Below are 22,365 nucleotides of genomic sequence, written 5' to 3' on the forward strand. Positions count from 1 at the left end.
CCCCAAGTTTGAGCGAACTCATTCTTAGCGCCTTCACGCGGTCCCGGGGGTTCACTACTTCAACTTCCGGTACCGCTCAATCAACGCCGTAGTCGAACTATCATGCTTCAGTGGAGCCTTCGCATCTTCGATCTCGCCAAGGATCCTCTGCGCCAGGACCTTGCCTAATTCCACACCCCATTGATCGAAGGAATCGATCTGCCAGATCGCGCCCTGAGTAAAGACGGAATGCTCATACAAAGCAACCAGCTTGCCCAGCGTCTTCGGATCAAGTTCTTCCGCGAGGATCGTGTTCGATGGGCGGTTGCCTTCGAAGACCCGGTGCGGTACCAGCCAGTCGGGCGTTCCCTCGGCCTTGACCTGCTCGGGAGTTTTCCCAAAGGCAAGCGCCTCGGTTTGCGCAAAAACATTCGCCAGCAGGATGTCGTGATGGCGGCCGAGCGGCGTGATCGCCTTCACGAACGCGATAAAGTCGGCAGGGATGAGCCGCGTTCCCTGGTGAATGAGCTGGTAAAAGGAGTGCTGCCCATTGGTGCCCGGCTCACCCCAGTAGATCGGACCGGTATCGTAGTTGACGTGTTCCCCAGCTAAGGTGACATGCTTGCCGTTGCTCTCCATCGTCAGCTGCTGCAGGTAGGCGGGAAAGCGCTTGAGGTAGTTCTCGTAAGGAAGGATCGCTACCGTCTGCGCACCGAAAAAGTCGTTGTACCAGACAGCGAGCAGGCCAAGCAGGACAGGCAGGTTCTTCTCGAACGGAGCAGTGCGGAAATGCTCGTCGATTTCGTGGAAGCCAGCCAGCAGCGCACGGAAATTCTCCGGCCCGATGGCGAGCATCGTCGACAGACCGATCGCCGAATCCATCGAATACCGGCCGCCGACCCAGTCCCAGAAGCCGAACATGTTCGCCGTATCGATGCCGAAGGCCTTGACCTTTTCGCTGTTGGTCGAAACCGCAACGAAGTGCTTGGCGATCGCGGACTCATCACCTCCAAGACCCTTGAGCGCCCACTCGCGCGCCGAGTTGGCGTTGGTCATGGTCTCGAGCGTGGTGAAGGTCTTCGACGAGATGATGAAGAGCGTTTCGTCAGGATTGAGGTCGACGGTGGCTTCAACAAAATCCGCGCCATCGACGTTCGAGACAAAGCGGAAGATCTTCGCACGGTCGCTGTAATGTTTAAGCGCCTCGTAGGCCATAACCGGGCCGAGATCAGAGCCGCCGATACCGATGTTGATGATGTTCTTGATCGGCTTGCCGGTGTGCCCCTTCCATTCTCCACTGCGAACGCGATCGCTGAAGGCAGCCATCTTGTCGAGAACTTCATGGACCGCGGGAACCACATCCTCGCCATCGACTAAAATCTTCTCGTCTTTGGGCGCGCGCAGCGCTACGTGCAGAACTGCCCGCTTCTCGGTGATGTTGATTTTTTCGCCGGCGAACATGGCGTCCCGGCGCGCCTTGACCCCCGACTCCTCCGCCAACTGCAGCAGCAGCTTCACCGTCTCATCGGTAATCCGGTTCTTCGAGTAGTCGAGGAAGATTCCAGCAGCCTCAACCGAAAACTTCTCCGCCCGCTGCGGATCTTTATCAAACAATTCGCGAAGGTGGATCGGTGCGATCTGCTTGTGGTGGTCGCTTAAGGCCTTCCAGGCCGAAAGTTCGTTCAAGGCTGCCATCTCATATTCTCCTCGGTATAAAGCACCAATCGCTTCATAGCTGACCGCACCTTAGCTGACTTGCTTCGTAGCTGACCGCGCTTTAGCTGACTTGCTTTTTAGCTAACCGCTCTTTAGCTGACTTGCTTTTTAGCTAGCCGCTCTCTAGCTAACTTAGCTCTTTAGCTAGCTGCGCTTCAGCTAACTCCCTGACCCGCTAGTTCTTCGCGCTCAAAACACTCGCCTGCAGATTCACCAACTCCGTCAAGTCCTTCTTCACCAAGCCATGTTCCTTTGCATTAAACTCATCCACCTTACTCGACCAGTTCATCGAGCAGAACTTCGGGCCGCACATCGAGCAGAAAGCCGCTTCCTTGTAGTAATCATCAGGCAGCGTCTCGTCGTGCATCGCCCGCGCCGTCTCCGGATCGAGCGAGAGCGCGAACTGCTTCTCCCAGTCGAAAGTGTAGCGGGCATAGCTGATGGCGTCGTCGCGGTCGCGCGCGCCTGGCCGATGGCGGGCGACGTCCGCGGCATGGGCCGCGATCTTGTAGGCGATCATCCCGTCCTTCACGTCCTTTTCGTTCGGCAAACCAAGGTGCTCTTTGGGAGTCACATAGCAAAGCATCGAAGCACCATGCCAGCCGATGATCGCCGCACCAATCGCAGACGTGATGTGGTCGTAGCCGGGAGCGATATCGATCACTAGCGGCCCCAGAGTATAGAACGGCGCCCCGTAGCAAAGCTCGATTTCCTTATCGACCTGCTCCTTGATTTTGTCGAGCGGCACATGCCCCGGCCCCTCAATCATCACCTGCACGTCCGACTCCCAGGCCTTCTTTGTCAACTCGCCCAGTGTCTTGAGCTCGGCGAACTGCGCATCGTCGCTCGCGTCCGCGATCGATCCGGGGCGCAGCCCGTCCCCCAGCGAATAGCTCACGTCATACTTCGCCATCACCTTGGTGATGCGGTCGAAATTCTCATAGAGAAAATTTTGCTTATGGTGATGGGTCATCCACTGCGCCAGGATCGCCCCGCCGCGGCTCACGATACCGGTAATGCGCTTGGCCACCATCGGCACATATTGGATCAGCACCCCGGCATGTACGGTGAAGTAGTCGACGCCCTGCTGCGCCTGCTCCTCGATCACCTCAAGATAGACATCAATATTCAGGTCCTCAACCCGCTTCACCCGATTGAGCGCCTCATAGATCGGCACCGTGCCGATCGGCACCGGCGAATGACGCAGGATCGTGTCCCGGATCTCCGGGATATCGCCGCCGGTGGACAAGTCCATCACCGTGTCGGCGCCGTACTGCACCGCCATATGCAGCTTGCGCAGCTCTTCATCGATATTTGAAGTGATGGCGGAGTTGCCAATGTTGGCATTCACCTTGCAGCGGGTGGCGATGCCGATCCCCATCGGCTCGAGCTCCGGATGATTGATGTTGGCTGGAATGATCAGCCGCCCTGCGGCAATTTCATCCCGAACCAGCGCGGCGTCAATCTCCTCCCGCTCAGCGACGAAGGCCATCTCTTCAGTGATCTTGCCCTGCCGCGCAAAGTGCATCTGCGACACATTCGTATCGCCGGTGCGCGCCACTTCGGCCTTGCGATTCACGATCCACTCCGCCCGCGGCCTCAAAATCTCGTTCGTGGGATTGTTCGTGGAATCCACTCTGCTGCTGCCATTCAAACTCATATTCACCTCGGAATCGTCTGCGTCTTGCCGTGTGATCGTCACGCCGTCTCGTCTTAATGCCTTGGATGTTCGCTGTCTCGATATGAGTGCGATTATATCTAGGAAATTCCCGCGTCCCTGAACCCCGCCTCTTTCGTCTCAGGCGAAAGTGACCGTGCTCAGATGGAAGCATGTCCTCGGCCGGGCTGATTATTGTGCCGGGACGGAAACAACGACGTCGAAAGAGAACCCAAACAGCGCCCGCTGCGCTTACAATGGACTGGTATGAAGTCCGGAAAACAGGCTCTCCGCATCACCATCGCTGTTGTAGTCATCGTGGGCACAATCGGCTATCTCGCGCTTAGCGGAGTCAAGGCTAATAAAAGCTACTACGTCACCATTTCGGAGCTCCACGGGATGGGAGGCGACGCCTACACCCGCCATCTGCGGGTCGCCGGCAACGTTGCCCCCGGCAGCATCGAACATTCCGGCACGACTGCCCAGTTCGTTCTCGTCGAGAACAACAACCGCCTTAAGGTCGACTACAAAGGGACTGAGCCGCCGCCTGACACCTTTAAAGACAACGCCCAGGCGCTCGCCATCGGCACCTACGGCCGCGACGGCGTCTTCCACGCCACGGCGCTTCAAGCGAAATGCGCCTCGAAATATGCGCCCAAGCCAGGCGAGACTCCAGGCATGTCGCCCGCTCCCGCTGCAGCGAAGACGGCGTCTTTAGGGGCCGCTCCGCTCAGTCGCTGAGGCGAACAGTTTTCGCGAAAGGCGCTGCGTTCCACGATGGCCGCTCTGCCGACTCGCTATACTCCTTGAAGTGCCCGGCATCCAGCCCCAGATCGTTCAGCTAACCGGCGTCTCCCGTCTTTACGGAACCTTCGCCGCGCTCCGCCAAATCACGATCGGTTTTGATTCCGGTCGCTGCTCTCTACTTCTGGGTGAAAACGGCGCCGGCAAATCGACGCTGCTCCGCACCATCGCCGGCCTGCTTCGACCGACTTTTGGCGAAATCCTTGTCTTCGGAGCCGCTCCATCCGATGGCCGTGACCGGATCGGCTACATGAGCCACGCACCGATGCTCTACGACGAGCTCACCGGGCTTGAAAACCTGCGCTACTTCGCCAGCCTCTACCGCACCCGGCCTTGCCTCGAGCCCAAAGCAGCGATGCAGGCAACCGGCCTGGACCCGGCGCTCGCTCGGCCCATCAGCCAGTATTCGCAGGGCATGCGGCAACGCGCTTCGCTGGCCAGAGTCCTGCTGCCGCAGCCCGAGCTTCTGCTTCTCGATGAGCCCTTTTCGAATATGGACGCAGCCAGCGCCAGGCAGATGCTCGACCTGCTGAGCAACCTCCGCTCCCAGGGCAAGACCATCATCCTCACTACCCATCAGCGCGAACTGGCCGCACCCCTGGCCGACGAATTCATTACGATGCAGGCCGGAGCGGTGATCGCGGTCGAGCAAGCCGCCGGAGCGACCGTTTGAAACCTCCAGCCAAAACCAAGACCAATGCCGCCCGTTATCTTGATTCGCTCGGCATCGCCTACGAACTGCGCGAGTACGAACTTGGCGAGGAGGAGTTTTCCGCGGTTGCCGTCGCCCACAAGATTGGCATGCCGCCGGAACAGGTTTTTAAGACCCTGCTCTGCGCGACCCACGAACGCGATCATCTCTTCGCCATCGTTCCCGGGAACGTCGAACTCGACTTCAAAAAGCTCGCCCAGGCAGCCTGCACGCGCAAGGCCGAAATGGCACCGATCAAAGATGTTCTTCCCCTGACCGGCTACGTCCGCGGCGGAGTGACGGTCTTTGGCGCGAAAAAGGCCTTCCCCGTAATCATCGACGAGACCCTCGAACTCTTCGACCGAATCTCCGTCTCCGCCGGGGCCCGCGGGGTTCAACTGATCCTCGCGCCCACCGACTACCTCAGGGCCGCGGAGTCCTTGGGCTCGACCAAGCTCGCCGACCTCTCCAAATGAACCGCCCCTACGTTCTCACCCACCTCATCCGCGATCTCCGCATCGAGTGGCGCTCGAAAGACGCGATCAACTCGATGCTCTTCTTCGCATTGATCATCGTTGTGCTGTTCTCGCTGGCCTTCGACCCGACTCGAGAAGTCTCCCGCCAGATCGCCGGCGGCATCCTCTCGGTCGCCACCATGTTCGCCTCGGTCACCGCCCTTAACCAGACCTGGGCCCGCGAAATTCGCAACAACGTCCTCGATGCCCAACGCATGGCCCCGGCTCCCGCCTCGGCGCTCTTCCTGGCGAAAGTCCTGGTGAACTTCTTTTTTGTCACCATCGTTCAGCTGGTGCTCGCGCCCTTGTTCATCATCTTCTACAACCTGCGCTCGGTCGGCCCCGCATGGCCGCTGCTCCTGGTGCTGCCGCTCGGCACCTGGGCGCTGCTCGTGAACGGGACATTCTTTGCCGCACTTTCGATCCGCACCCGCAATCGCGAACTGCTGCTTCCGCTCATTCTCTTCCCCATCTACATTCCGGCGCTGCTCGCCATGGTGCTGGCCACCACCGGCATCCTCACTGGAGAAGCTGACCCCACGCTCTGGATCAAGTTCCTCGCCGGCTACGACGTGATCTTTACGACCGTCGGACTGCTGCTGTTTGAAACCGTGATTCAGGCGGAGTAGCGACCGAGACGGAGGACGATCCGGGCACGGGCCTCCATGGAGTTCTCTCTAGCCGCGGAGGACAGCCTATGCGGCGGAATCACGGAGCCCAACCCCTTTCAGAGTGCCGCCCACCAGTTCTATACTTGAGGCAGAAAGTTCCCTGACGGCAATTCTGCCCGGAGGGAGGCTTGACCGTGTTCCGCGAACTCGCCAAAGCCGTCGCCCTGATCCTCAGTATTGTGTCGATCTATGCCTTGCTTGGCAGCGCCTTCTTCGTTCCAGGAAGCCCTTGGCAGTATAGGCTGGCAGGAGCGGTCGAAACCCTGGCCATGTGCGCCTGTGTCTGCTTCGCGAGTGGACTGCTTTTCAGTATCAGCGAGCGATCGGAACCCCCGGTGACGCGAACTCTGCCGGTCCAGCTCTTTTATTGGGCCTTGGCTGGAACGGTGCTGATGTTCCTGCTCTCCCGTTATCTTGAGGTCTACTACATTCCGTTGATCTGGAAGAACCAGCCATACTAAGGCAACGTGACGCATCGGTGACGCGCCAGGAAATTATTGCGACACGAACCGGGTCGAATCGGGAGACCCGCCATCCTCTGCTCCCGATTTCTCGCGGCATCCAACTGATAAACTTCCCCCAGGAGTCACGCCATGGTTGAAGTCCTTCCCTCCATTCTTTCTGCTGACTTTGCCCATCTCGCCGATGAGGTCGCCGCTGCCGAACGGGGTGGCGCCAAGATCATTCATGTAGACGTGATGGACGGCCATTTCGTGCCCAACATTACGCTTGGCCCTCCGGTCGTGAAATCGCTTCGCAAGGCCACCAAACTCACCCTGGATTGCCACTTGATGATCGAGAATCCGGATCAATTTATTCCCGACTTTGCCGAGGCCGGGGCCAATTGGGTGAGCGTGCATTACGAGGCGTGCCGGCACCTGCATCGCACCCTCGAGCACATCCGCGAGCATGGCATGGAGCCGGCGGTCGTCATCAACCCCGCGACCCGCGTCAACTTCCTCATCGACGTGCTTCCCATGGTTCACCATGTGCTGGTCATGAGCGTGAATCCAGGCTTCGGCGGACAGAAGTTTATTCCTTTCGCCTTGGACAAAATCCGGCGGCTGAAGGAGCTTCGCGAAGAATACCGGCTGAACTTCCATATCGAGGTCGATGGCGGTGTCGATCACGAAACCATCGCCTCGGTCGTCGAAGCCGGGGCCGACCTGCTGGTGGCGGGAAATGCGGTTTACGGTAAAGGCGATGGCGAAACCGGCACCCGCGAGCTCACCCTGGCAGCACTGACTGCGGCCGGACAAGCCCGCGAGGCGAAGAAGCCTGAAGCTGTTGGCAAAGCCAGCTAGCAGCACAGCAATTTGAGGCAGGAGCATAGCAAACCGCGGGCTCCATGCAATAGACTGAAGTGTAGTTGTTTTGAGGTGTTATGCAGCGTCTCCTACTCCGCATTTCCGGCGCCCTGCTGCTTACGGCGCTAGTGGCTCCCGCACACGGCGAAATTTTCGGCAAGAAAAAGTCAGGCAGCAAGCCCAACACGAGCAATCCGCTCGCTAACCTCGACTCCAAGCAACCGGATAAGGAGTTGTACGACAAGGCGATGGTCGCGCTCAAGAAAGGCCGCTACGACGTCTGCCGCCTTGACCTGCAAACCCTGTTGAATACCTATCCCGACTCGGAATATCAGATGCGCGCCAAGTTGGCGGTCGGCGACAGCTGGTTCAAAGAGGGCGGCTCCGCGGCGTACACCCAGGCGGAATCGGAGTACAAGGATTTCATCACCTTCTTCCCCAATGTCCCCGAAGCCGCCGAGGCGCAGATGCGCGTAGCCGACATTTACTACATGCAGATGGAGAAGCCCGACCGGGACTATACCAACGTGCAGCGTGCCGAGCAGGAATACCGGCAGATGATCAACCAGTTCCCTGATTCGACCTTGATCCCGCGGGCCCAGCAGCATCTACGCGATGTTCAGGAAGTCCTCGCCCAGCGCGAATATCAGATCGGCACTTTCTATGAAAGTCACGAAAACTGGGCCGCCAGCATCGCCCGCCTCCAGACCGTCGCTGACAGCTATCCGCTTTTCAGCCACAGCGACCTGAACCTGATCGCGCTCGGCGACGCTTTTGCCGCCGAGGCGCGGGCTACGCAGGCATTCAAAATGCCTGAAGGCCCGAAAGAACAGCTCATCCGCATCTACAATGACCAGGCCGCCGCCGCCTATAGCCGGGTAGTCACCAAATACGCCATGGCGCCGCACGTTGAGGACGCCAAAGACCGTCTGCTCGCCCTCGGTCATCCGGTCCCCGAGCCCACCAAGGAAGAGCTCGCCGAGAGTCAGGCTGAAGAAGAGAGCCGCGTACCGGTAAAACTGTCACAACGCGCAGTTCTGCTCTTCACCAAGGCGCCATCCACAGTTGCGGCCGCCCACGTCGGTCAGCCGACGATGGTCGATCCTCCTGCAACCTACGCGCCCCAGGTAAGCAAAGCGACCATGGCTGCCTTCAATGCGGTGATCGCCGGCAAGACCCCCGCAGCCCCCGTCCAGGCCGCATCGACTGATATCCAGAACGGCACCGCGCCGCCACGGAGCGATCAGCCGGCGCCCGCGCCCCGCCTTGAAGATGTTCCCAATAGCGGCGGCACCGGGGTTGGCGCTGAGATCGTGACGCCTTCCAATAACGGCACCAGCGCGGCTCCGCCGACCGATGCGAATCCTCCCGCCGCTGCACCGGCAAATCCGCCGAACGGCGCCGCCTCGCCGGCCGTAGTCAACGGGGCGCCGGTTCCGACGGCCGTCCCTGACAATGGCGGCCTCCGTGCCGTGGGCCCAACGGATACGACCACGCTCCCTGCGGTCGATAAGCCGGCCGAAGCGCCCTCCCAGGTCAACGACGTCAAGGCAGCTCCGGCAGTAGTCACCACCGGAACTACCTCGGCAGCCGCCGCCTCCAAGAAAGGCGACCGCGGCAAGTTCGATCCCAAGGACGAATCATCGAGCAAGCACAAGAAAAAGAAAGGCCTGGACAAGCTGAACCCGTTCTAAAAGATGGCGGGTATGCGTTGAAAAAGGCCGCTTAATGCGGCCTTTTTTGCAGGGGGAGGCGACCGGTTCCCAGGCCAACTTTCATGCTGCCCATGCTATCGTCAAAGGTACCAGCAGAAAGAAGTAGCGATATGCCACGCGAACTACCCAAAGCCTACGACCCCGCCGCCATAGAAGATCGCTGGGCGGAATACTGGGTACAAGAGCAGCTTTTTGATACCAGGGCAGAGCGCTTTGAGCGTTCCGCAGCAAGATCGTCGACCGCAGCGCACCCCTTCACGATTCTCCTGCCTCCACCGAATGTGACCGGCCGCCTGCACATGGGCCATATGCTGAACCAGACGGAGATGGACATCCTCACCCGTTGGCGCCGCATGCGGGGCGATCTCGCCCTGTGGGTTCCCGGTACCGACCACGCCGGCATCGCCACCCAGATGATGGTCGAAAGGCAGCTGAAGGCCGAAGGCAAATCCCGCCAGCAACTCGGCCGCGAAGCCTTCCTCGAACGCGTCTGGCAATGGAAACAGCTCTACGGCGGCGCCATCCTCGACCAGATGAAGCGCCTCGGCGTGAGCGTCGACTGGTCGCGCGAATACTTCACCATGGACGAGAACCTCTCTGTCGCGGTGAAAGAGGCCTTCGTACGTCTGCATGAACAGGGGCTGATCTATCGCGGCGCATACATCGTCAACTGGTGCCCAGGCTGCCAGACCGCCATCTCCGACGTTGAAGTCGTCCACGAAGAGCAAAAGAGCAGCCTTTGGGAAATCCGGTATGAAGTCATCGAGGAGCCAGGGACATACCTGACGATCGCCACGACACGCCCGGAGACGATGCTGGGCGATACCGCCGTCGCTGTCCATCCACTCGACGAGCGTTACCTGCACCTGCATGGCAAGCGGCTGCGGCTGCCATTATTAGGTCGCGAAATCCCAGTAATAACGGATGATTATGTGAGCCGCGACTTCGGGACGGGGGCGGTCAAGATCACGCCCGCTCACGATCCCAATGATTTCGTCATCGGCCAACGCCATGGATTGCCGTCCATCAACGTGATGGATGAGACCGCCCATATCAACGAGAACGGCGGAGTTTATGCCGGGCTTGATCGCTACGAAGCTCGCGCCAGGATTGTCGCCGACCTCGAAGCGCACGGATTTCTTGTCTCGATCAAAGAGCACACCAACAATGTGGGCCGCTGCGACCGTTCGAAGGACGTCGTCGAGCCGCGCCTGTCCACGCAGTGGTTCGTCAAGATCCAGCCGCTCGCCGACCAGGCCATCGCCGCTGTAGAGCAGGGCTACATCCATTTCACCCCTGACCAGTACCGCAAGACTTACATGGAGTGGATGCGCAACATCCACGACTGGTGTATCTCCCGGCAGCTCTGGTGGGGGCATCGCATTCCCGCCTGGCATTGCTTGACATGCAAGCAGATCACCGTCGCCCGCGACACCCCGAGCTCCTGTCAACACTGCGCTAGCATTCACATCACCCAGGAAACCGATGTTCTCGACACCTGGTTTTCGTCGGGCCTGCTGCCTTTTACTGTCTTCGGATGGCCACAATCGACTGCCGACCTAGCCACTTTCTATCCGACCCAGCTGCTCGTCACTGGCTTTGACATACTCTTCTTCTGGGTGGCCAGAATGATCATGCTCGGCTGTCACTTCATGAGCGACATGCCGATGCCCGACGGCTCTGAGCGGACTTTGAAAGATGCGGTTCCCTTCCGCCAGGTCTACATTCACGCCCTGGTCCGCGACGCGGACCGCCAGAAGATGTCGAAGACCAAGGGCAACGTCGTCGACCCGATCGAGATCGTCCAGCGCTTCGGCACCGATGCCGTCAGGTTCACGCTCGCGGCGATGGCGTCGCCGGGTACTGACATCGCCTTCAGCGAAGCTCGGACTGAAGGCTACCGCGCTTTCGCCAATAAGATCTGGAACTCGGCCCGTCTGGTCTTTACAAACATGAATCGCGCCGCCGAAGTTGGCTTGACCGTCGATCCCTCCCGGCTGCTTACCGACCCGGTGCTTGGGCCATCCAGCCCGATCGAGGCTCGCTGGATCGTCTCCCGGCTTAACACAGCCGCGGCCGAGGTGAACCAGGCGCTTGCCGAATACCGCTTTCACGAGGCAGCCAACATCATCTACCAGTTCTTCTGGGGAGAGTTCTGCGACTGGTATCTGGAGATCGTGAAGCTGCGCCTCGACTTTGGGGAGAACGCCGATAAAACTGCGACGCAGTCCGCGCTCGCCACGCTGATTGGCGTCTTCGAGTCGGCGCTTCGGCTGCTTTCGCCTTTCATGCCATTTATCACCGAAGAGATCTGGCACGCGCTCTACAATCAGCAGGCCCCCGCCGCTTCGATCGCGCTGACTCGTTATCCACAGCCGGTGGCCGAACACATCGATCCAGAAACTGAACGGCAAATGAAGCTGTTGCAAGAAGTAATCGTGACCCTTCGAGCCTTGCGGAAAGACTTGGAGGTGCCCGAGCGCGAACTGGTCGCGGCTTATTTCCTGTCCTCTGAGAACATCGACCGGCTGCTCATCGACAACGCCGACGTCATTCAAAAATTGGCGCGCATCTCCTCCATCGACACCGAAACGATATGGAAGCTGCCCTCAACCAACACCCGCACCGCTCCAGACTTTACCGTGGGGGTGAAATACGAAAAGCAGATCGACGTCGCCGCGGAACGTGACCGGCTTACGAAGAAACTTGAGCAGTATGAGAAGGGCCTTGCCAGCGCGGAGCGTCAGCTCGGCAACGCAGCGTTCCTCGCGAAGGCCCCCGAGCATATCGTCGCCGGACTCAAGAAACAGGCTGCCGAAATGGCGGTTCTTCGGCAGGAAACCGTCGCCGCTCTCGATAGCCTTGCAGCTCAGGTCTAATCACATTTATGGATTGGAAAAGCAAACGCGTCGAAGCCCTGCTCGAACAAGCCTTGCGCGAAGACAAGGCCAGCAAAGACGCAACCACCGCCATCACCATCGACCCCAAGCTGCGCGCCTCGGGTGTCCTCGTCGCCCGGCAGGATTGCATCCTCGCTGGAGTCGGATGCATTCCCCGGTTCCTTGAGATCTTCTCCGAACTGGACAAAAAACAGTCCGGGCGCTATGAAGTCATCAGCCATCCGGAGATATTCGATGGCGTGCGGCTCAGGGCTGGTCAGGCAATCGCCGTGATCCGTCACAATGCCCGCGTAATTCTGGCCTGCGAACGAGTAATCCTGAACCTGCTGCAGCACATGAGCGGCATCGCTACCTTGACCCGGCGCTATGTCGACGAAGTCAAGGGCACCAGGGTGAAGATACTCGACACCCGCAAGACGATGCCTGGAATGCGGCTCCTCGATAAATATGCCGTGCGCTGCGGTGGCGGCGAGAACCACCGCCTCGATCTCTCCGATGGCATTCTCATCAAGCAGAATCACATCGCGCTCGCCGGCGGTCTCCAGCGCACGCTGGCCAAAGCCCTGGAAAATCGCGAACCGGGGCGGACCGTTCAGATAGAAGTTCGCAATCTCGACGAACTCAATCTTGCGCTCGATGGCGGCGCTGAGGCGGTCCTCTTCGACTGCATGAGTCCCGCCGACCTCAAGAAGGCCGTTGGCATTGTGCGCGCACGCGGTTTGACCATTCCGCTCGAAGCCGCCGGCGGGATCACGCTCGAGAGTATCCGCAAATACGCGCTTACCGGAGTCGATTCCATCTCGGTGGGAGCGCTGACGCATTCCGCCCCCGCCGTCGACATGAGCATGAAAATCACCGCAGAGATTTATTAATCAGGACCTTTGCGGAGTGAGCGAAATCGGGTGCCCCATGTCTTGTATTTGAGAGATGGGATTTCACCTCGAATCGACCAAGAATGATTCCACCAAGAACCTTTGAAGATCCCTTCGATATCCCCGCATTAGACAGTGCCCTGAAAAGCACTCCCTTCTCCGGCAATCTCCGCTATTTTCCAACCATCCACTCCACCAACACCCTCGCCATGCAGGAGGCCGAAGCCGGAGCACCCGAGGGCATGGTCTATTTTGCCGACGAACAAACCGCCGGGCGTGGCCGCGGGGCGCACTCCTGGCAATCCCCGCCCGGCTCCGGCCTTTATGTCAGTATTTTGCTTCGTCCTCGGATTGCGCCCGCGGATGTTCTCTGGCTTTCGCTCGCAGCCGGTCTTGCAGTTCGAGAAGCAGTACATCAAACCACCTCGCTCAAAGCCGATCTTCGCTGGCCCAACGACCTGCTCTTCGGCCGACGGAAATTTTGTGGCATCCTCACGGAACTCAATGCCGAAGTCACCCGAGTTCGCCATCTGGTGATCGGCATCGGCATCAACGTCCACCAGGAAGGCTTTCCCGAAGAGCTTCGCCCACTCGCTACCTCCTTGCAAATTGAAACCGGCAAACACTGGCCCCGCCAGGAACTTCTTGTCGCCCTGCTGAAGGCCATCTCGCGCGAAAGCCACGCTCTCACCAACAGCACCGGCCTTGGCGAAGCCACCCAAAGCATTCTCAATCGCCTGGAAACATCCTCCAGTTGGATCCGCGGCAAGCGCGTCCAGGTCGAAGAAGGCGGTGGCTACACCGGCACCACGGCTGGTCTTGACCGGCGCGGCTTTCTTCTTGTTCAAACAGCGAATGGTCTCCAGACCGTGCTTTCCGGCGGAGTGCGCGAGCTTTAGAATAGGAAGCTCATGCTGTTCGCCCTCGATGTCGGCAATACCAACACCGTCCTCGCGCTCTATAACCTGGAGCTGGATCGTCCCGGCGATCTGGTGGCAAATTGGCGCGTCACAACTCAAAAAACCCAGACCGCCGACGAATTCGGCGTACTCATCTTGAGCCTGTTGTCCCTGCACAAGATCGACCCGGCGGCGGTCACCGGGGTCATCATCTCTTCCGTCGTGCCGCCGCTCGACTCGACCCTGCGCCGCGTCTCCGAACGCTACTTCAAAATCAAACCGCTGTTCGTCGAGCCAGGCATTAAGACCGGGATGCCGCTGCTCATCGACAATCCTGCGGAACTGGGCGCCGATCGGGTCGCCAACGGAGTCGCGGCTTTCGAGCGCTACGGCGGCCCTTGCGTCGTGGTCGATTTCGGCACCGCGACCAGCTTCGACGTGGTCTCCGAAAAAGGGGAATTCCTCGGTGGGGTCATCGCTCCCGGCCTTGGCATCTCCGCCGACGCGCTTTTCTCGCACGCCGCGAGACTGGCGCGCGTCAACATCAAAAAGCCGGCAAAAGCCATCGGCACCAATACCGTCACCAACCTGCAGAGCGGAATCTTTTATGGGTACATCGGACTGGTTGACGGCATTCTTGAAAGAGTCATCGACGAACTGAGGGCGACCTCGAACAGCGCTCCGAAGGTGATTGCCACTGGCGGCTTAGCCAATCTGATTGCCGACGACTCGAAGTACATCACCGGCGTCGATCATTTGCTCACGCTCGACGGTCTGCGTCTCATTTATCAAAGAAATCTTACCCAGAAGCACGCACCGCGAGCCAGGCGGATGAAGGAAACAGCAAGCTAGCAGTGCAAAATTATTACAACTACTTCACTGAGATCGAGGAGCACTTTCAACGCCGGCGTGGCTCCCTGCTCATGCTTTCAACCCTCGATTGGGCGCTGATCGAGGTTTGGCGGGAAGCTGCCGTGCCGCTCCCTGCCGTGCTCCGCGGCATCGACGCGGCCTTTGACAAGCACGATGCCCGCAAGGCGACAGCAAAGACCCGCGTCCGTCGCATCAACGGTCTCGCGTGGTGCACTCAAGAGGTGATGAAGGCGGTCGACGAGATGCAGGAGGCCGCGATCGGCGCATCGACAGAAAATAACCCGGCCAGCGCCGCTCCCGGCCTTGAACACGAGCGCATCGCCGCCCACCTCGAGAGCTGCGCTCATATCCTGCGCGAGGCAAACCTCATTGGCATCGCCCAGGAGACGGCCTCGCTGTCGGCTGCGCGTCTTGAAGAGCTGGCCGTGGAATCACGAACCACGCCGGCGAACCTGGAGTCTCTGGAGCGAACCCTCACCGTCATGGAAGAGAAACTCTTCGCCGCCCTCACCGCGACCACATCCGACGCAGACCTGGTCGGGATGCGCGAACAAGCTGCTCGCGAACTCGCGCCCTATCGCGGCCGGATGAAGACTGTTCAAATTCGACAGATCGAGCAGCAGTTTCTCCATAAGCGTCTGCTCGAAAGATGGAGGCTGCCACGTTTGAGCCTCTTCTACATGAGCCAGGCTTGAGGCAGCGGCCATGAAACTGCGCATCGACAAAGCAATTTACGGTGGCTCCAGCCTAGCCCGCGTCGGGGATACCGAAGCTGGGCTTGCCGGAAAGGCTGTCTTTATCCCATTTACCCTTCCCGGAGAACTGGTAGAGGCCCGCTTCGCCGAAGATAAACGCAGCTTTATTCAAGCAGAAGTCGAGGGAGTTCTCGAACCATCATTGCTCCGGACGACCGCCGCGTGCCCCTACTTCGGCGAATGCGGAGGATGCAATTATCAGCACGCCGTCTATGCCCATCAGTTGGAGATGAAGACATCCATCCTGCGCGAAACTCTCGAGCGCGCGCGCCTGCCGAACATTCCAACCATCTACTCGGTAAGCGGTAAGTCGTGGCATTACCGGAACCGCATCCGTCTGCATCTTCAGGCGAACCCATTCCAACTCTGCTATCGCGAGCGCCGCTCGCACCAACTGCTCCCCATCGCGCAATGTCCTATCGCCGCGCCGCTCCTTGAAAAAGCAATTACCGTAGTTACAGAAGCGGGAGCTTCCCTCAAACTGGAAAGCTTCTGCGAGGAGATCGAGTTTTTTACTGCCAGCGACGAATACTCGCTGCTGCTTTCCTTTTATTCGAACGGAAGCGCCCGCGATTTGCCGGCGAGACTTAGAGCGATATCCGAAGCGCTGCAAAAGCATCTCCCCCAACTCAAGGGGACCGGTCTCTTCGTTGCGCGAGGGAGACACCAGCCGGCGAGCCTCACCGCGAATTGGGGAGAGCGGTCTCTCACGTATAACGCGGCAGATTTTGGCTATCAGGTGAGCCTCGGCTCCTTCTTTCAGGTCAATCGATTCCTGGTGGACGCCCTCACCGACCTGGCTACCCTTGGCCGAAAGGGCCGCCTCGCTTGGGACCTTTACGCGGGCGTGGGCCTCTTCTCTCGTGCACTGACCCATAGCTTCGAACGAGTCATCGCCGTCGAAGCATCGCCGAACTCCGCCGTGGATCTGCGTCGCAACCTGGAAAACACCTCTAACCGGATCATCCAGGCGACGACCCTCGATTTCCTGCGTAAACAGAAACCGGCTTCCGCCAAGTCTTCGACGCCTCCAGACCTCGTCGTCGTTGATCCACCCCGCGCCGGACTCGGATCAGCCATAACCTCGCTGCTCAGCGGTATCGAGCCGACTTGCATCGTCTACGTCTCGTGCGATCCATCGACGCTGTCCCGCGACCTCTTCGCGCTGCTACAATCCGGCTACGACCTCCGGACAATCACGATGGTGGATATGTTTCCCCAGACCTTCCACCTGGAAAGCGTCTCCGTGCTCACGCGGAGATGACTCGCTTGCCCGCGGACGCTGGTATGTATGTCCACCATCATTGCGCCGCGCCGAACACCGCCCAGGAATCAAGCGGCGACGCTCGCCAAGCCAGGCATTCATGGCACTGAGCGGCTGAACTTTCAAATCGCGCCATCGCTCTTTGCTGCGGTCTGCTTCGCTATAGGGATCTTGCTCAGCCGGCTCACCTACCAGCCACCCCCGTTAGCATTGCTGACGATCATCTTGGCAGCGGCCGTCGCCAGGTTCTCGGCCCGCTTCGCTAATCGCCTGGCGCTTGCCCCGGCGTGCCTCGCCTGGTTGACTGCCGGCCTTTTCTGTGCGGAGATCCATCCTTACCCGCCGCCGCAAACAGCCCTACTCTCCTACGCATCCAGGAGTCCGCACCTGCTGCGAGGCGAGGTCATCCGCGCCGGGCCAGTCCGGACGACTGACTCTATCGCGCCCTTTGCCACGCACGCGGTTCGGGAGAAATCGCAGACGCTCGACCTGAAACTGCATTCGATTGGAGAACCTTCCGGGGCGCCTCGCCCGGTCGCGGGAGGAATCAGGCTCACTCTATACTCCAACGGAGTCGAAGCATTTTTGCCGCTCCAGTGCGGCGATATCGTAACTCCCCTCGCAGCCATCCATGCTCCGGAACGGTACAACGATCCGGGTGTTTGGGATTCGACCGCCTATCTCCTGCAACAAGGAATCGGCGCTACCGCAAGTGGCAAGGCTGCAGAGGCCAGGACCGTCGCCCGTGCCGGACATCCGTCGCTGACCTGCCGGCTCAAGGCGCTCCAGCAAGCCGCCAGCGAAAAGATCATGAGCTTTGCCGATCAAGATGCGGCTCCGGCAATGGGGCTCCCTCCGTTCTTCCGTCTCACCGCAGAAGACGCCTCTATGCTTGCCGCCATGATCACTGGCGACCGCACCTGGCTCCAGCGCCGAACTCGCATCGGCTTTGAACGAACCGGTTCCTTCCACCTGCTGGTGGTTTCGGGCCTCCATCTGGCGATCTTCGCCGGAATCATCTTCTGGCTCGCCCAGCGCCTCAGTCTCCCGCGGGTGTGGAGTTCGCTGCTGACCGTTGCCGCAGCCCTCGCCTATGCCGTATTTACCGGCTTCGGCCAGCCCGTCCAGCGCTCCTTCTGGATGGTCACACTCTACCTGCTGGGTCGTCTTCTATGGAGACAACGTAGCGCCCTCAACGCCATCGGATTTGCCGCAGTCTGCCTGCTCGCCGCGAATCCGCCCAGCCTCTTTGAGGCCGGCTTTCAGATGACGCTGCTCTCGGTTGTCGCAATCGCGGGAATCGCCGCTCCCCTCGCGGAGCGCGCCCTGGCTCCCTACCTGCGCGCGACGCAGCGCCTGTCGCTGGTGGCGATCGATCCGGCTCTGCCCCCTAAGATCGCGCAGTTCCGGGTCAGTCTTCGACTGCTGGCCGCACATCTCAAGCCACTGATCGGAAGCGGGCTGGCCTCGAGCCTGCCGGCATTTCTCATCCGTACCCTGCTCCGTGTTGGGGAACTCCTGCTCGTCTCGATTGTCGTCGAAGTAGTCATGTCGCTTCCCATGGCGACCTATTTTCATCGGGTCACCATCCTCGCACTTCCAGTCAACTTCCTGATCGTGCCCTTTCTCGGATTGCTCTTGCCCTCGGCACTTCTGACCTTTGTCGCGCTGCTGGTTTCTACCCGGTTCGCCGTGATACCCGCGGCGCTTACTGCGGCCTTGCTGCACACCGTGACGAAACTCATTCATGTCTTCTCGGCAATGCGCGGCAGCGACCTGCGCATACCCGGACCCTCGACCGCGGCGATTGCCATCTTTGTGCTCCTGATTGCCGTCGTTGTCGTTGCCGCTCGACTACGCCGCCTGGCCGTTCCGATCTGCATTGCAGCGATGACGCTGATGGCGGCCGCCGTGCTCTTTCCCCGCCCGGTCGAGCGCCATGCCGGGGTCCTTGAAGTCACCGCCATCGATGTCGGCCAGGGTGATTCCCTGCTCATCGTCACACCCGATGGCAAAACCTTGCTCGTCGATGCAGGAGGCTCTCCCTTTGGGCCGCCGCCCGGCGTGGCCAATTTTGATATCGGAGAAGAAGTTGTGTCCGCGTACTTATGGTCCCGTGGCATCCGCCGCCTCGACGCGGTCGCGCTCACGCATGCACATGCCGACCACATCGGCGGCATGCCTGCCGTGCTCGCCAACTTTCGCCCGCGGGAAATTTGGATCGGCAACAATCCCCACTCTGAGGCTTACGATTTGTTCCTCGCCCAAGGCGAGGCGGTGGGATCGCTCGTGCGCCACCACACCGCAGGAGATCATTTCACCTTCGGCACGATGGATGTAACGACTCTAGCGCCTAATATCGACTACCATCCGGGACCAGCCCCTACCAACAACGACTCCCTTGTCCTGAGGATTCAGTATGGCCACACTTCAGCGTTGCTCGAGGGGGATGCCGAAGCCCCCAGCGAAGATCGAATGGTCCACGAAGGAGGTCTCCGTTCCGACGTGCTCAAGGTTGGCCATCACGGGAGCCGGACCTCGACGACGCCGTCGTTTCTGGCTGCCGTCGACCCCGCTTATGCGGTGATCTCAGTGGGCAGCCGCAATCTCTACGGGCATCCTCGCCTCGAAACACTGAATGAACTGGAAGCAGGCCAAATTCACACTTACCGTACTGATGCGCTGGGACTGACGATGTTCTACCTTGACGGGAGTCGGGTCCTGCCGGCGCCGATGCCAGCTTCGCATTAAGAGTGCGGATCAAGACAGGTACCGTTGGGCAGGTATTTTGGAACATCTTTTTGTTCTCTCAGCGAGCTTTCCAGTATACGATTCGCTCAAAGCAGCCGATGATTCCCTCCTGGGGGCCATCTCCATCCGGGAACAAGGCCGCTCCGTGGAGGAAACTGGATGGCATCAGAAAGCCACAATCCGAGTGCGAATGCAGAATCCCTGAACCCGAACGCCGCCAACCTGAATGCCTCGGGCCGCGAGGAAGAACTCGAGGAGCGACGGAAGATTCGCCGCCTTCAACTCATGATGGACATGGTCATGTCGGTGATCGGCCAGGACCCAAACCTGACCATCGACGAAGCCGCTGAGATGGTTGCGGACAGCCAACGCGCCGCGCTCGCCATGTTTCCTGACAAGGAACTCGCCTTCAATATTCTCTACAAGCCTCGATTGCAGCGCCTCATGCGCGAGCGCTACCGAATCCAATAAAGTCGCTTCCGCAAAACCTATTTCTGGTCAATACTGGAGAGCCGCATCGTCAAGGTCCCCCAGAACAGTCGCGCGCGCATCTGCACCGGGATGTGCCGCGCATCATCCGTATACCAGATCCAGATCTCCCCTTTGTTCTTAACCACCCCGGAAGTAGCCACTGGCTGCACCCGGATCGTCTGATATGTCCCGGAAGGAGTCTTCACCTCTTCGTGGGAGAGCGGCTTGATCGCGACGGACAGAGTATGCAGAGCGTCAGCTAACGGCATCTGGAAGCTCTGGCCCATTTGGATTGGCTGCGAGGCAGCATAGAAAATCGCCGAGAGAAGATCGGTCACGCAGCCTGGGATCGCCGCCTCTTCATGCTTGCTGATCCCCGAAACTAGATTCTTTTCAGTCTGCGTGGATTTATGCTGCCCATAATCGAATTTGAGATCAGTATTGACCTGCCGTCGGCCCTCGATGATCTGCTTGCTGAAGCCGTAAGAGCAGCCGGTCTTGAGGTCAAAGGTCGACTGATACTTGTCACTCACCCGGAAGAGCAAGTTCAGTGACTGAATCGTCTCCCCTGACCCGGTGATCCGCATAGTAGAGCCTTGTTGCTCCAGGTGAATGCTCGCCGTGCCTGCGGGAAAGACCCGCCAGTCGACGGTATAGTTCAGCGTCTCTCTCGCCGGAAAGCTATAGCTCGATAGGGGAGGAGCCAGTGCCGGCAATGCGGTTTGTCCCTGAATTGCCTCGACCATCCAGCCGGCCGTCACCAGGAGCAGTGTTGCGGGTTTAATGAAGTTTCGGTAGATCGCGAATTCTCCTCACTCGGGTCGTCCCGGACCATCTGTTCCTGCACGCTCGACCGCCTCTTGCACCCAATGCCCTGCGTAAATTCCCAGTGCCCTGCTTAATCTAACGATGGAAGTAAATGCGGAACGCGAGCGCTGCATAAATGGCGACTGTGCCTAATAGCGCATTGTACTCGCGGTGTTGCAGATACAGGTCACGAGAGAACCGGCCAGACTCGCCTGACGGCGCAGGCCCAGGTGTCACTCTCGGCAGCAACCGGGGGACTCGCCGCGCGTATTCCCTGAACTCGGGGAAATGGCTGGATAGGAATTCTTCCTCCGAGCGGATCGTCGGCGCATAGATGACAGCAAATAAGATAGCGAGAGCAAGGAAGATCCACACGCTGCGCGACGCGCCGGCAAATCCGAACGCGATCAGCATGGAACCCAGATAAAGCGGATTCCGCGTATAGGCGTACGGCCCGGAGACGGCAAGTTCGGCGTTCTTCTTTACGTACCCTGAGGCATACCCTCGCAGCCACACACCCGGAACCACCACCCACAAGCTCCACGTAAGCGATAGCCAGGTTGGCCGCGCCAGCCAAAGGAACAGCGCGGCCACGACAAACCCCATCGGAACCCGAATGCGCCGCGCGATCCTGCCCCAATCACCTGCCACGGCCGGCCCCCTGTTCCTTGAGCAACTCTGCGGCAGCCGCCACCACGTCATCCGGCATAATGGTCAGCAGTCCTGATTCCGGCTCGCTGCGGCGACTGTGATCGCGCTTGCTTTCAGGATGACGCAGCACCTTGAACGAGCAGCCAAATGGTCCATTGCGCGCCGGATCGGTCGGACCGAAGATGCCGACAACCGGCTTCCCGAGGGCACACGCAAGATGCAAAGGACCCGTGTCCCCGGCGATCGTCAAGGACGCCTTGCGCGTCAGTTCGATCAACTCACCCATAGTCGGATTGATCGGTACAGCCGCTCCGCCGCTGGCGGCTGCCAATTCTGCAGCCAATTCCACTTCTTCCGGCCCGGCATTGATCACGACGCCGAACCCCATGCGGGCAAGCTGTTTGGCCACTGATCCATATCTCTCCGCCGGCCAGCGTTTCGCCCCCCATCCTGCACCAGGATTCATGATCACGAACGGAGAGCTTACATGCCGGGCCAACAAACGCGCGACCCAATCTTCGGCTGCCGTGTCCTGCGGCAAGAGTGGTGGAACTCCAGATAACTTTTCGCCTGCGATGGCCTCGAGCACTTCGGTCGCCTGTTCGATAACATGCCGCCCAGTCGTCGCAACTCGCTCGCGAAAGAATCGCCGCGCTGCGCGTTCCCGCGGCTGGTCCTCGCCGATCATACGATTCGCAGCCGCCCAGCGACCGATCACAGCGGAACGGACTGCGCCCTGCAAGTCGACACAAACATCGTAGTTTGCCTGGCGCAATTCCATTCGAACCCGCCGTATGTCGCGCAGCGTGGACGGAGAAAGTGGTCGCCTGCCCCAACTCTTCGCATCGACGAGATGAAGGCGATCGACCAGCGGCATAGCTCCATCTCGTATTGAACTCCCGGAGTCCGCCCGAAACAGCGCCTGCCATCGGGGCTCAACCGCCCAGCCCAAATACCACTCGGGATGAGCTTGCCGCAGCGCGGTCGCCGCCGGAAGAGCATGAAGAATGTCGCCCATGGCTCCCAGCCGGACGATCAGGACACGAAGCTTGCGTTCAGCGCACAAT

The 22,365-nt window shown here is 59.7% G+C and carries 20 protein-coding genes; 15 read left to right on the forward strand and 5 right to left on the reverse strand.

What is annotated here, in order from left to right:
• Positions 1 to 54: 54 nt before the first annotated feature.
• Together pgi and thiC are read right to left on the reverse strand one after the other, a co-directional pair.
• Positions 55 to 1,674 carry a glucose-6-phosphate isomerase gene (gene pgi / locus ACPOL_RS27720; RefSeq protein WP_114209916.1) on the reverse strand — a complete coding sequence of 540 codons (1,620 nt, stop codon included), beginning with the start codon at positions 1,672 to 1,674 and terminating at the stop codon, positions 55 to 57.
• 196 nt (positions 1,675 to 1,870) lie between these two features.
• On the reverse strand, positions 1,871 to 3,397 hold the full coding sequence (thiC, locus tag ACPOL_RS27725) for a phosphomethylpyrimidine synthase ThiC (RefSeq protein ID WP_414633324.1): 1,527 nt from the start codon (positions 3,395 to 3,397) through the stop codon (positions 1,871 to 1,873).
• A gap of 222 nt (positions 3,398 to 3,619) precedes the next feature.
• Between thiC and ACPOL_RS27730 the strand changes: the two genes are divergently transcribed.
• The 15 genes from ACPOL_RS27730 (at position 3,620) to ACPOL_RS27800 (ending at position 19,840) form a co-directional block, all read left to right on the forward strand.
• The gene (locus ACPOL_RS27730; protein WP_114211124.1) at positions 3,620 to 4,093 is read left to right on the forward strand and encodes a cytochrome c maturation protein CcmE; all 474 of its coding nucleotides are present in this window, start codon (positions 3,620 to 3,622) and stop codon (positions 4,091 to 4,093) included.
• Positions 4,094 to 4,163: 70 nt separating this feature from the next.
• Complete coding sequence (locus ACPOL_RS27735) at positions 4,164 to 4,829, forward strand: ABC transporter ATP-binding protein (RefSeq protein WP_114209917.1); 666 nt, start codon at positions 4,164 to 4,166, stop codon at positions 4,827 to 4,829.
• Positions 4,826 to 5,323 carry an aminoacyl-tRNA deacylase gene (locus ACPOL_RS27740; RefSeq protein ID WP_114209918.1) on the forward strand — a complete coding sequence of 166 codons (498 nt, stop codon included), beginning with the start codon at positions 4,826 to 4,828 and terminating at the stop codon, positions 5,321 to 5,323. Before ACPOL_RS27735 ends, ACPOL_RS27740 begins: the two co-directional genes overlap by 4 nt.
• Entirely contained in the window at positions 5,320 to 5,991 is a 672-nt protein-coding gene (locus ACPOL_RS27745; RefSeq protein ID WP_114209919.1) for a heme exporter protein CcmB, read from the forward strand. The genes ACPOL_RS27740 and ACPOL_RS27745 overlap by 4 nt, the downstream gene beginning before the upstream one ends.
• A gap of 170 nt (positions 5,992 to 6,161) precedes the next feature.
• Positions 6,162 to 6,494: a hypothetical protein gene (locus ACPOL_RS27750; protein ID WP_114209920.1), complete on the forward strand. Its 333-nt coding sequence runs from the start codon at positions 6,162 to 6,164 to the stop codon at positions 6,492 to 6,494.
• Positions 6,495 to 6,626: 132 nt separating this feature from the next.
• On the forward strand, positions 6,627 to 7,337 hold the full coding sequence (gene rpe, locus ACPOL_RS27755; RefSeq protein ID WP_114209921.1) for a ribulose-phosphate 3-epimerase: 711 nt from the start codon (positions 6,627 to 6,629) through the stop codon (positions 7,335 to 7,337).
• Positions 7,338 to 7,417: 80 nt separating this feature from the next.
• Positions 7,418 to 9,034 carry an outer membrane protein assembly factor BamD gene (locus ACPOL_RS27760; RefSeq protein WP_114209922.1) on the forward strand — a complete coding sequence of 539 codons (1,617 nt, stop codon included), beginning with the start codon at positions 7,418 to 7,420 and terminating at the stop codon, positions 9,032 to 9,034.
• Between the two features lie 131 nt (positions 9,035 to 9,165).
• Positions 9,166 to 11,934 (forward strand): valine--tRNA ligase, encoded by a 2,769-nt coding sequence (locus tag ACPOL_RS27765; RefSeq protein WP_114209923.1) that lies wholly within the window; start codon positions 9,166 to 9,168, stop codon positions 11,932 to 11,934.
• Positions 11,935 to 11,942: 8 nt separating this feature from the next.
• On the forward strand, positions 11,943 to 12,827 hold the full coding sequence (gene nadC, locus ACPOL_RS27770; RefSeq protein ID WP_114209925.1) for a carboxylating nicotinate-nucleotide diphosphorylase: 885 nt from the start codon (positions 11,943 to 11,945) through the stop codon (positions 12,825 to 12,827).
• Positions 12,828 to 12,910: 83 nt separating this feature from the next.
• The gene (locus tag ACPOL_RS27775) at positions 12,911 to 13,726 is read left to right on the forward strand and encodes a biotin--[acetyl-CoA-carboxylase] ligase (RefSeq protein WP_114209926.1); all 816 of its coding nucleotides are present in this window, start codon (positions 12,911 to 12,913) and stop codon (positions 13,724 to 13,726) included.
• A 12-nt stretch (positions 13,727 to 13,738) separates the two neighbouring features.
• Positions 13,739 to 14,578, forward strand: a complete 840-nt coding sequence (locus ACPOL_RS27780) for a type III pantothenate kinase (protein ID WP_114209928.1) — start codon at positions 13,739 to 13,741, stop codon at positions 14,576 to 14,578.
• Between the two features lie 2 nt (positions 14,579 to 14,580).
• Positions 14,581 to 15,294 carry a hypothetical protein gene (locus ACPOL_RS27785; RefSeq protein WP_114209931.1) on the forward strand — a complete coding sequence of 238 codons (714 nt, stop codon included), beginning with the start codon at positions 14,581 to 14,583 and terminating at the stop codon, positions 15,292 to 15,294.
• A gap of 10 nt (positions 15,295 to 15,304) precedes the next feature.
• Entirely contained in the window at positions 15,305 to 16,618 is a 1,314-nt protein-coding gene (rlmD, locus tag ACPOL_RS27790) for a 23S rRNA (uracil(1939)-C(5))-methyltransferase RlmD (RefSeq protein ID WP_114209932.1), read from the forward strand.
• A gap of 27 nt (positions 16,619 to 16,645) precedes the next feature.
• Positions 16,646 to 19,369, forward strand: coding sequence for a ComEC/Rec2 family competence protein (locus ACPOL_RS27795; RefSeq protein WP_114209933.1), 2,724 nt, complete (start codon positions 16,646 to 16,648; stop codon positions 19,367 to 19,369).
• A 159-nt stretch (positions 19,370 to 19,528) separates the two neighbouring features.
• Positions 19,529 to 19,840, forward strand: a complete 312-nt coding sequence (locus ACPOL_RS27800; protein ID WP_236657080.1) for a hypothetical protein — start codon at positions 19,529 to 19,531, stop codon at positions 19,838 to 19,840.
• 17 nt (positions 19,841 to 19,857) lie between these two features.
• Here the strand turns inward: ACPOL_RS27800 and ACPOL_RS27805 are convergent, their stop codons facing one another.
• The 3 genes from ACPOL_RS27805 to ACPOL_RS27815 all read right to left on the reverse strand — a co-directional run bounded on the left by ACPOL_RS27805 (position 19,858) and on the right by ACPOL_RS27815 (position 22,364).
• Positions 19,858 to 20,586 (reverse strand): DUF3108 domain-containing protein, encoded by a 729-nt coding sequence (locus tag ACPOL_RS27805; protein WP_114211126.1) that lies wholly within the window; start codon positions 20,584 to 20,586, stop codon positions 19,858 to 19,860.
• Positions 20,587 to 20,743: 157 nt separating this feature from the next.
• Positions 20,744 to 21,298 carry a methyltransferase family protein gene (locus ACPOL_RS27810; RefSeq protein ID WP_236657081.1) on the reverse strand — a complete coding sequence of 185 codons (555 nt, stop codon included), beginning with the start codon at positions 21,296 to 21,298 and terminating at the stop codon, positions 20,744 to 20,746.
• Positions 21,288 to 22,364, reverse strand: coding sequence for a glycosyltransferase family 9 protein (locus ACPOL_RS27815; protein WP_236657082.1), 1,077 nt, complete (start codon positions 22,362 to 22,364; stop codon positions 21,288 to 21,290). The genes ACPOL_RS27810 and ACPOL_RS27815 overlap by 11 nt, the downstream gene beginning before the upstream one ends.
• Between the last annotated feature and the right edge of the window lies 1 nt (position 22,365).

The sequence above is a fragment of the Acidisarcina polymorpha genome, from assembly GCF_003330725.1.
In the GTDB taxonomy this organism is placed as follows: Bacteria; Acidobacteriota; Terriglobia; order Terriglobales; family Acidobacteriaceae; genus Acidisarcina; species Acidisarcina polymorpha.

Bases quoted from the DNA above. Each gene is read 5' to 3' on its own strand.
- ACPOL_RS27745 (WP_114209919.1), top strand. From the start codon at position 5,320: ATGAACCGCCCCTACGTTCTCACCCACCTCATCCGCGATCTCCGCATC.
- nadC (WP_114209925.1), top strand. From the start codon at position 11,943: ATGGATTGGAAAAGCAAACGCGTCGAAGCCCTGCTCGAACAAGCCTTG.
- rlmD (WP_114209932.1), top strand. From the start codon at position 15,305: ATGAAACTGCGCATCGACAAAGCAATTTACGGTGGCTCCAGCCTAGCC.
- ACPOL_RS27795 (WP_114209933.1), top strand. From the start codon at position 16,646: ATGTCCACCATCATTGCGCCGCGCCGAACACCGCCCAGGAATCAAGCG.
- ACPOL_RS27805 (WP_114211126.1), bottom strand. From the start codon at position 20,586: ATGGTCGAGGCAATTCAGGGACAAACCGCATTGCCGGCACTGGCTCCT.
- ACPOL_RS27765 (WP_114209923.1), top strand. From the start codon at position 9,166: ATGCCACGCGAACTACCCAAAGCCTACGACCCCGCCGCCATAGAAGAT.
- pgi (WP_114209916.1), bottom strand. From the start codon at position 1,674: ATGGCAGCCTTGAACGAACTTTCGGCCTGGAAGGCCTTAAGCGACCAC.
- ACPOL_RS27730 (WP_114211124.1), top strand. From the start codon at position 3,620: ATGAAGTCCGGAAAACAGGCTCTCCGCATCACCATCGCTGTTGTAGTC.
- ACPOL_RS27760 (WP_114209922.1), top strand. From the start codon at position 7,418: ATGCAGCGTCTCCTACTCCGCATTTCCGGCGCCCTGCTGCTTACGGCG.
- ACPOL_RS27780 (WP_114209928.1), top strand. From the start codon at position 13,739: ATGCTGTTCGCCCTCGATGTCGGCAATACCAACACCGTCCTCGCGCTC.
- ACPOL_RS27800 (WP_236657080.1), top strand. From the start codon at position 19,529: ATGGCATCAGAAAGCCACAATCCGAGTGCGAATGCAGAATCCCTGAAC.
- rpe (WP_114209921.1), top strand. From the start codon at position 6,627: ATGGTTGAAGTCCTTCCCTCCATTCTTTCTGCTGACTTTGCCCATCTC.
- ACPOL_RS27775 (WP_114209926.1), top strand. From the start codon at position 12,911: ATGATTCCACCAAGAACCTTTGAAGATCCCTTCGATATCCCCGCATTA.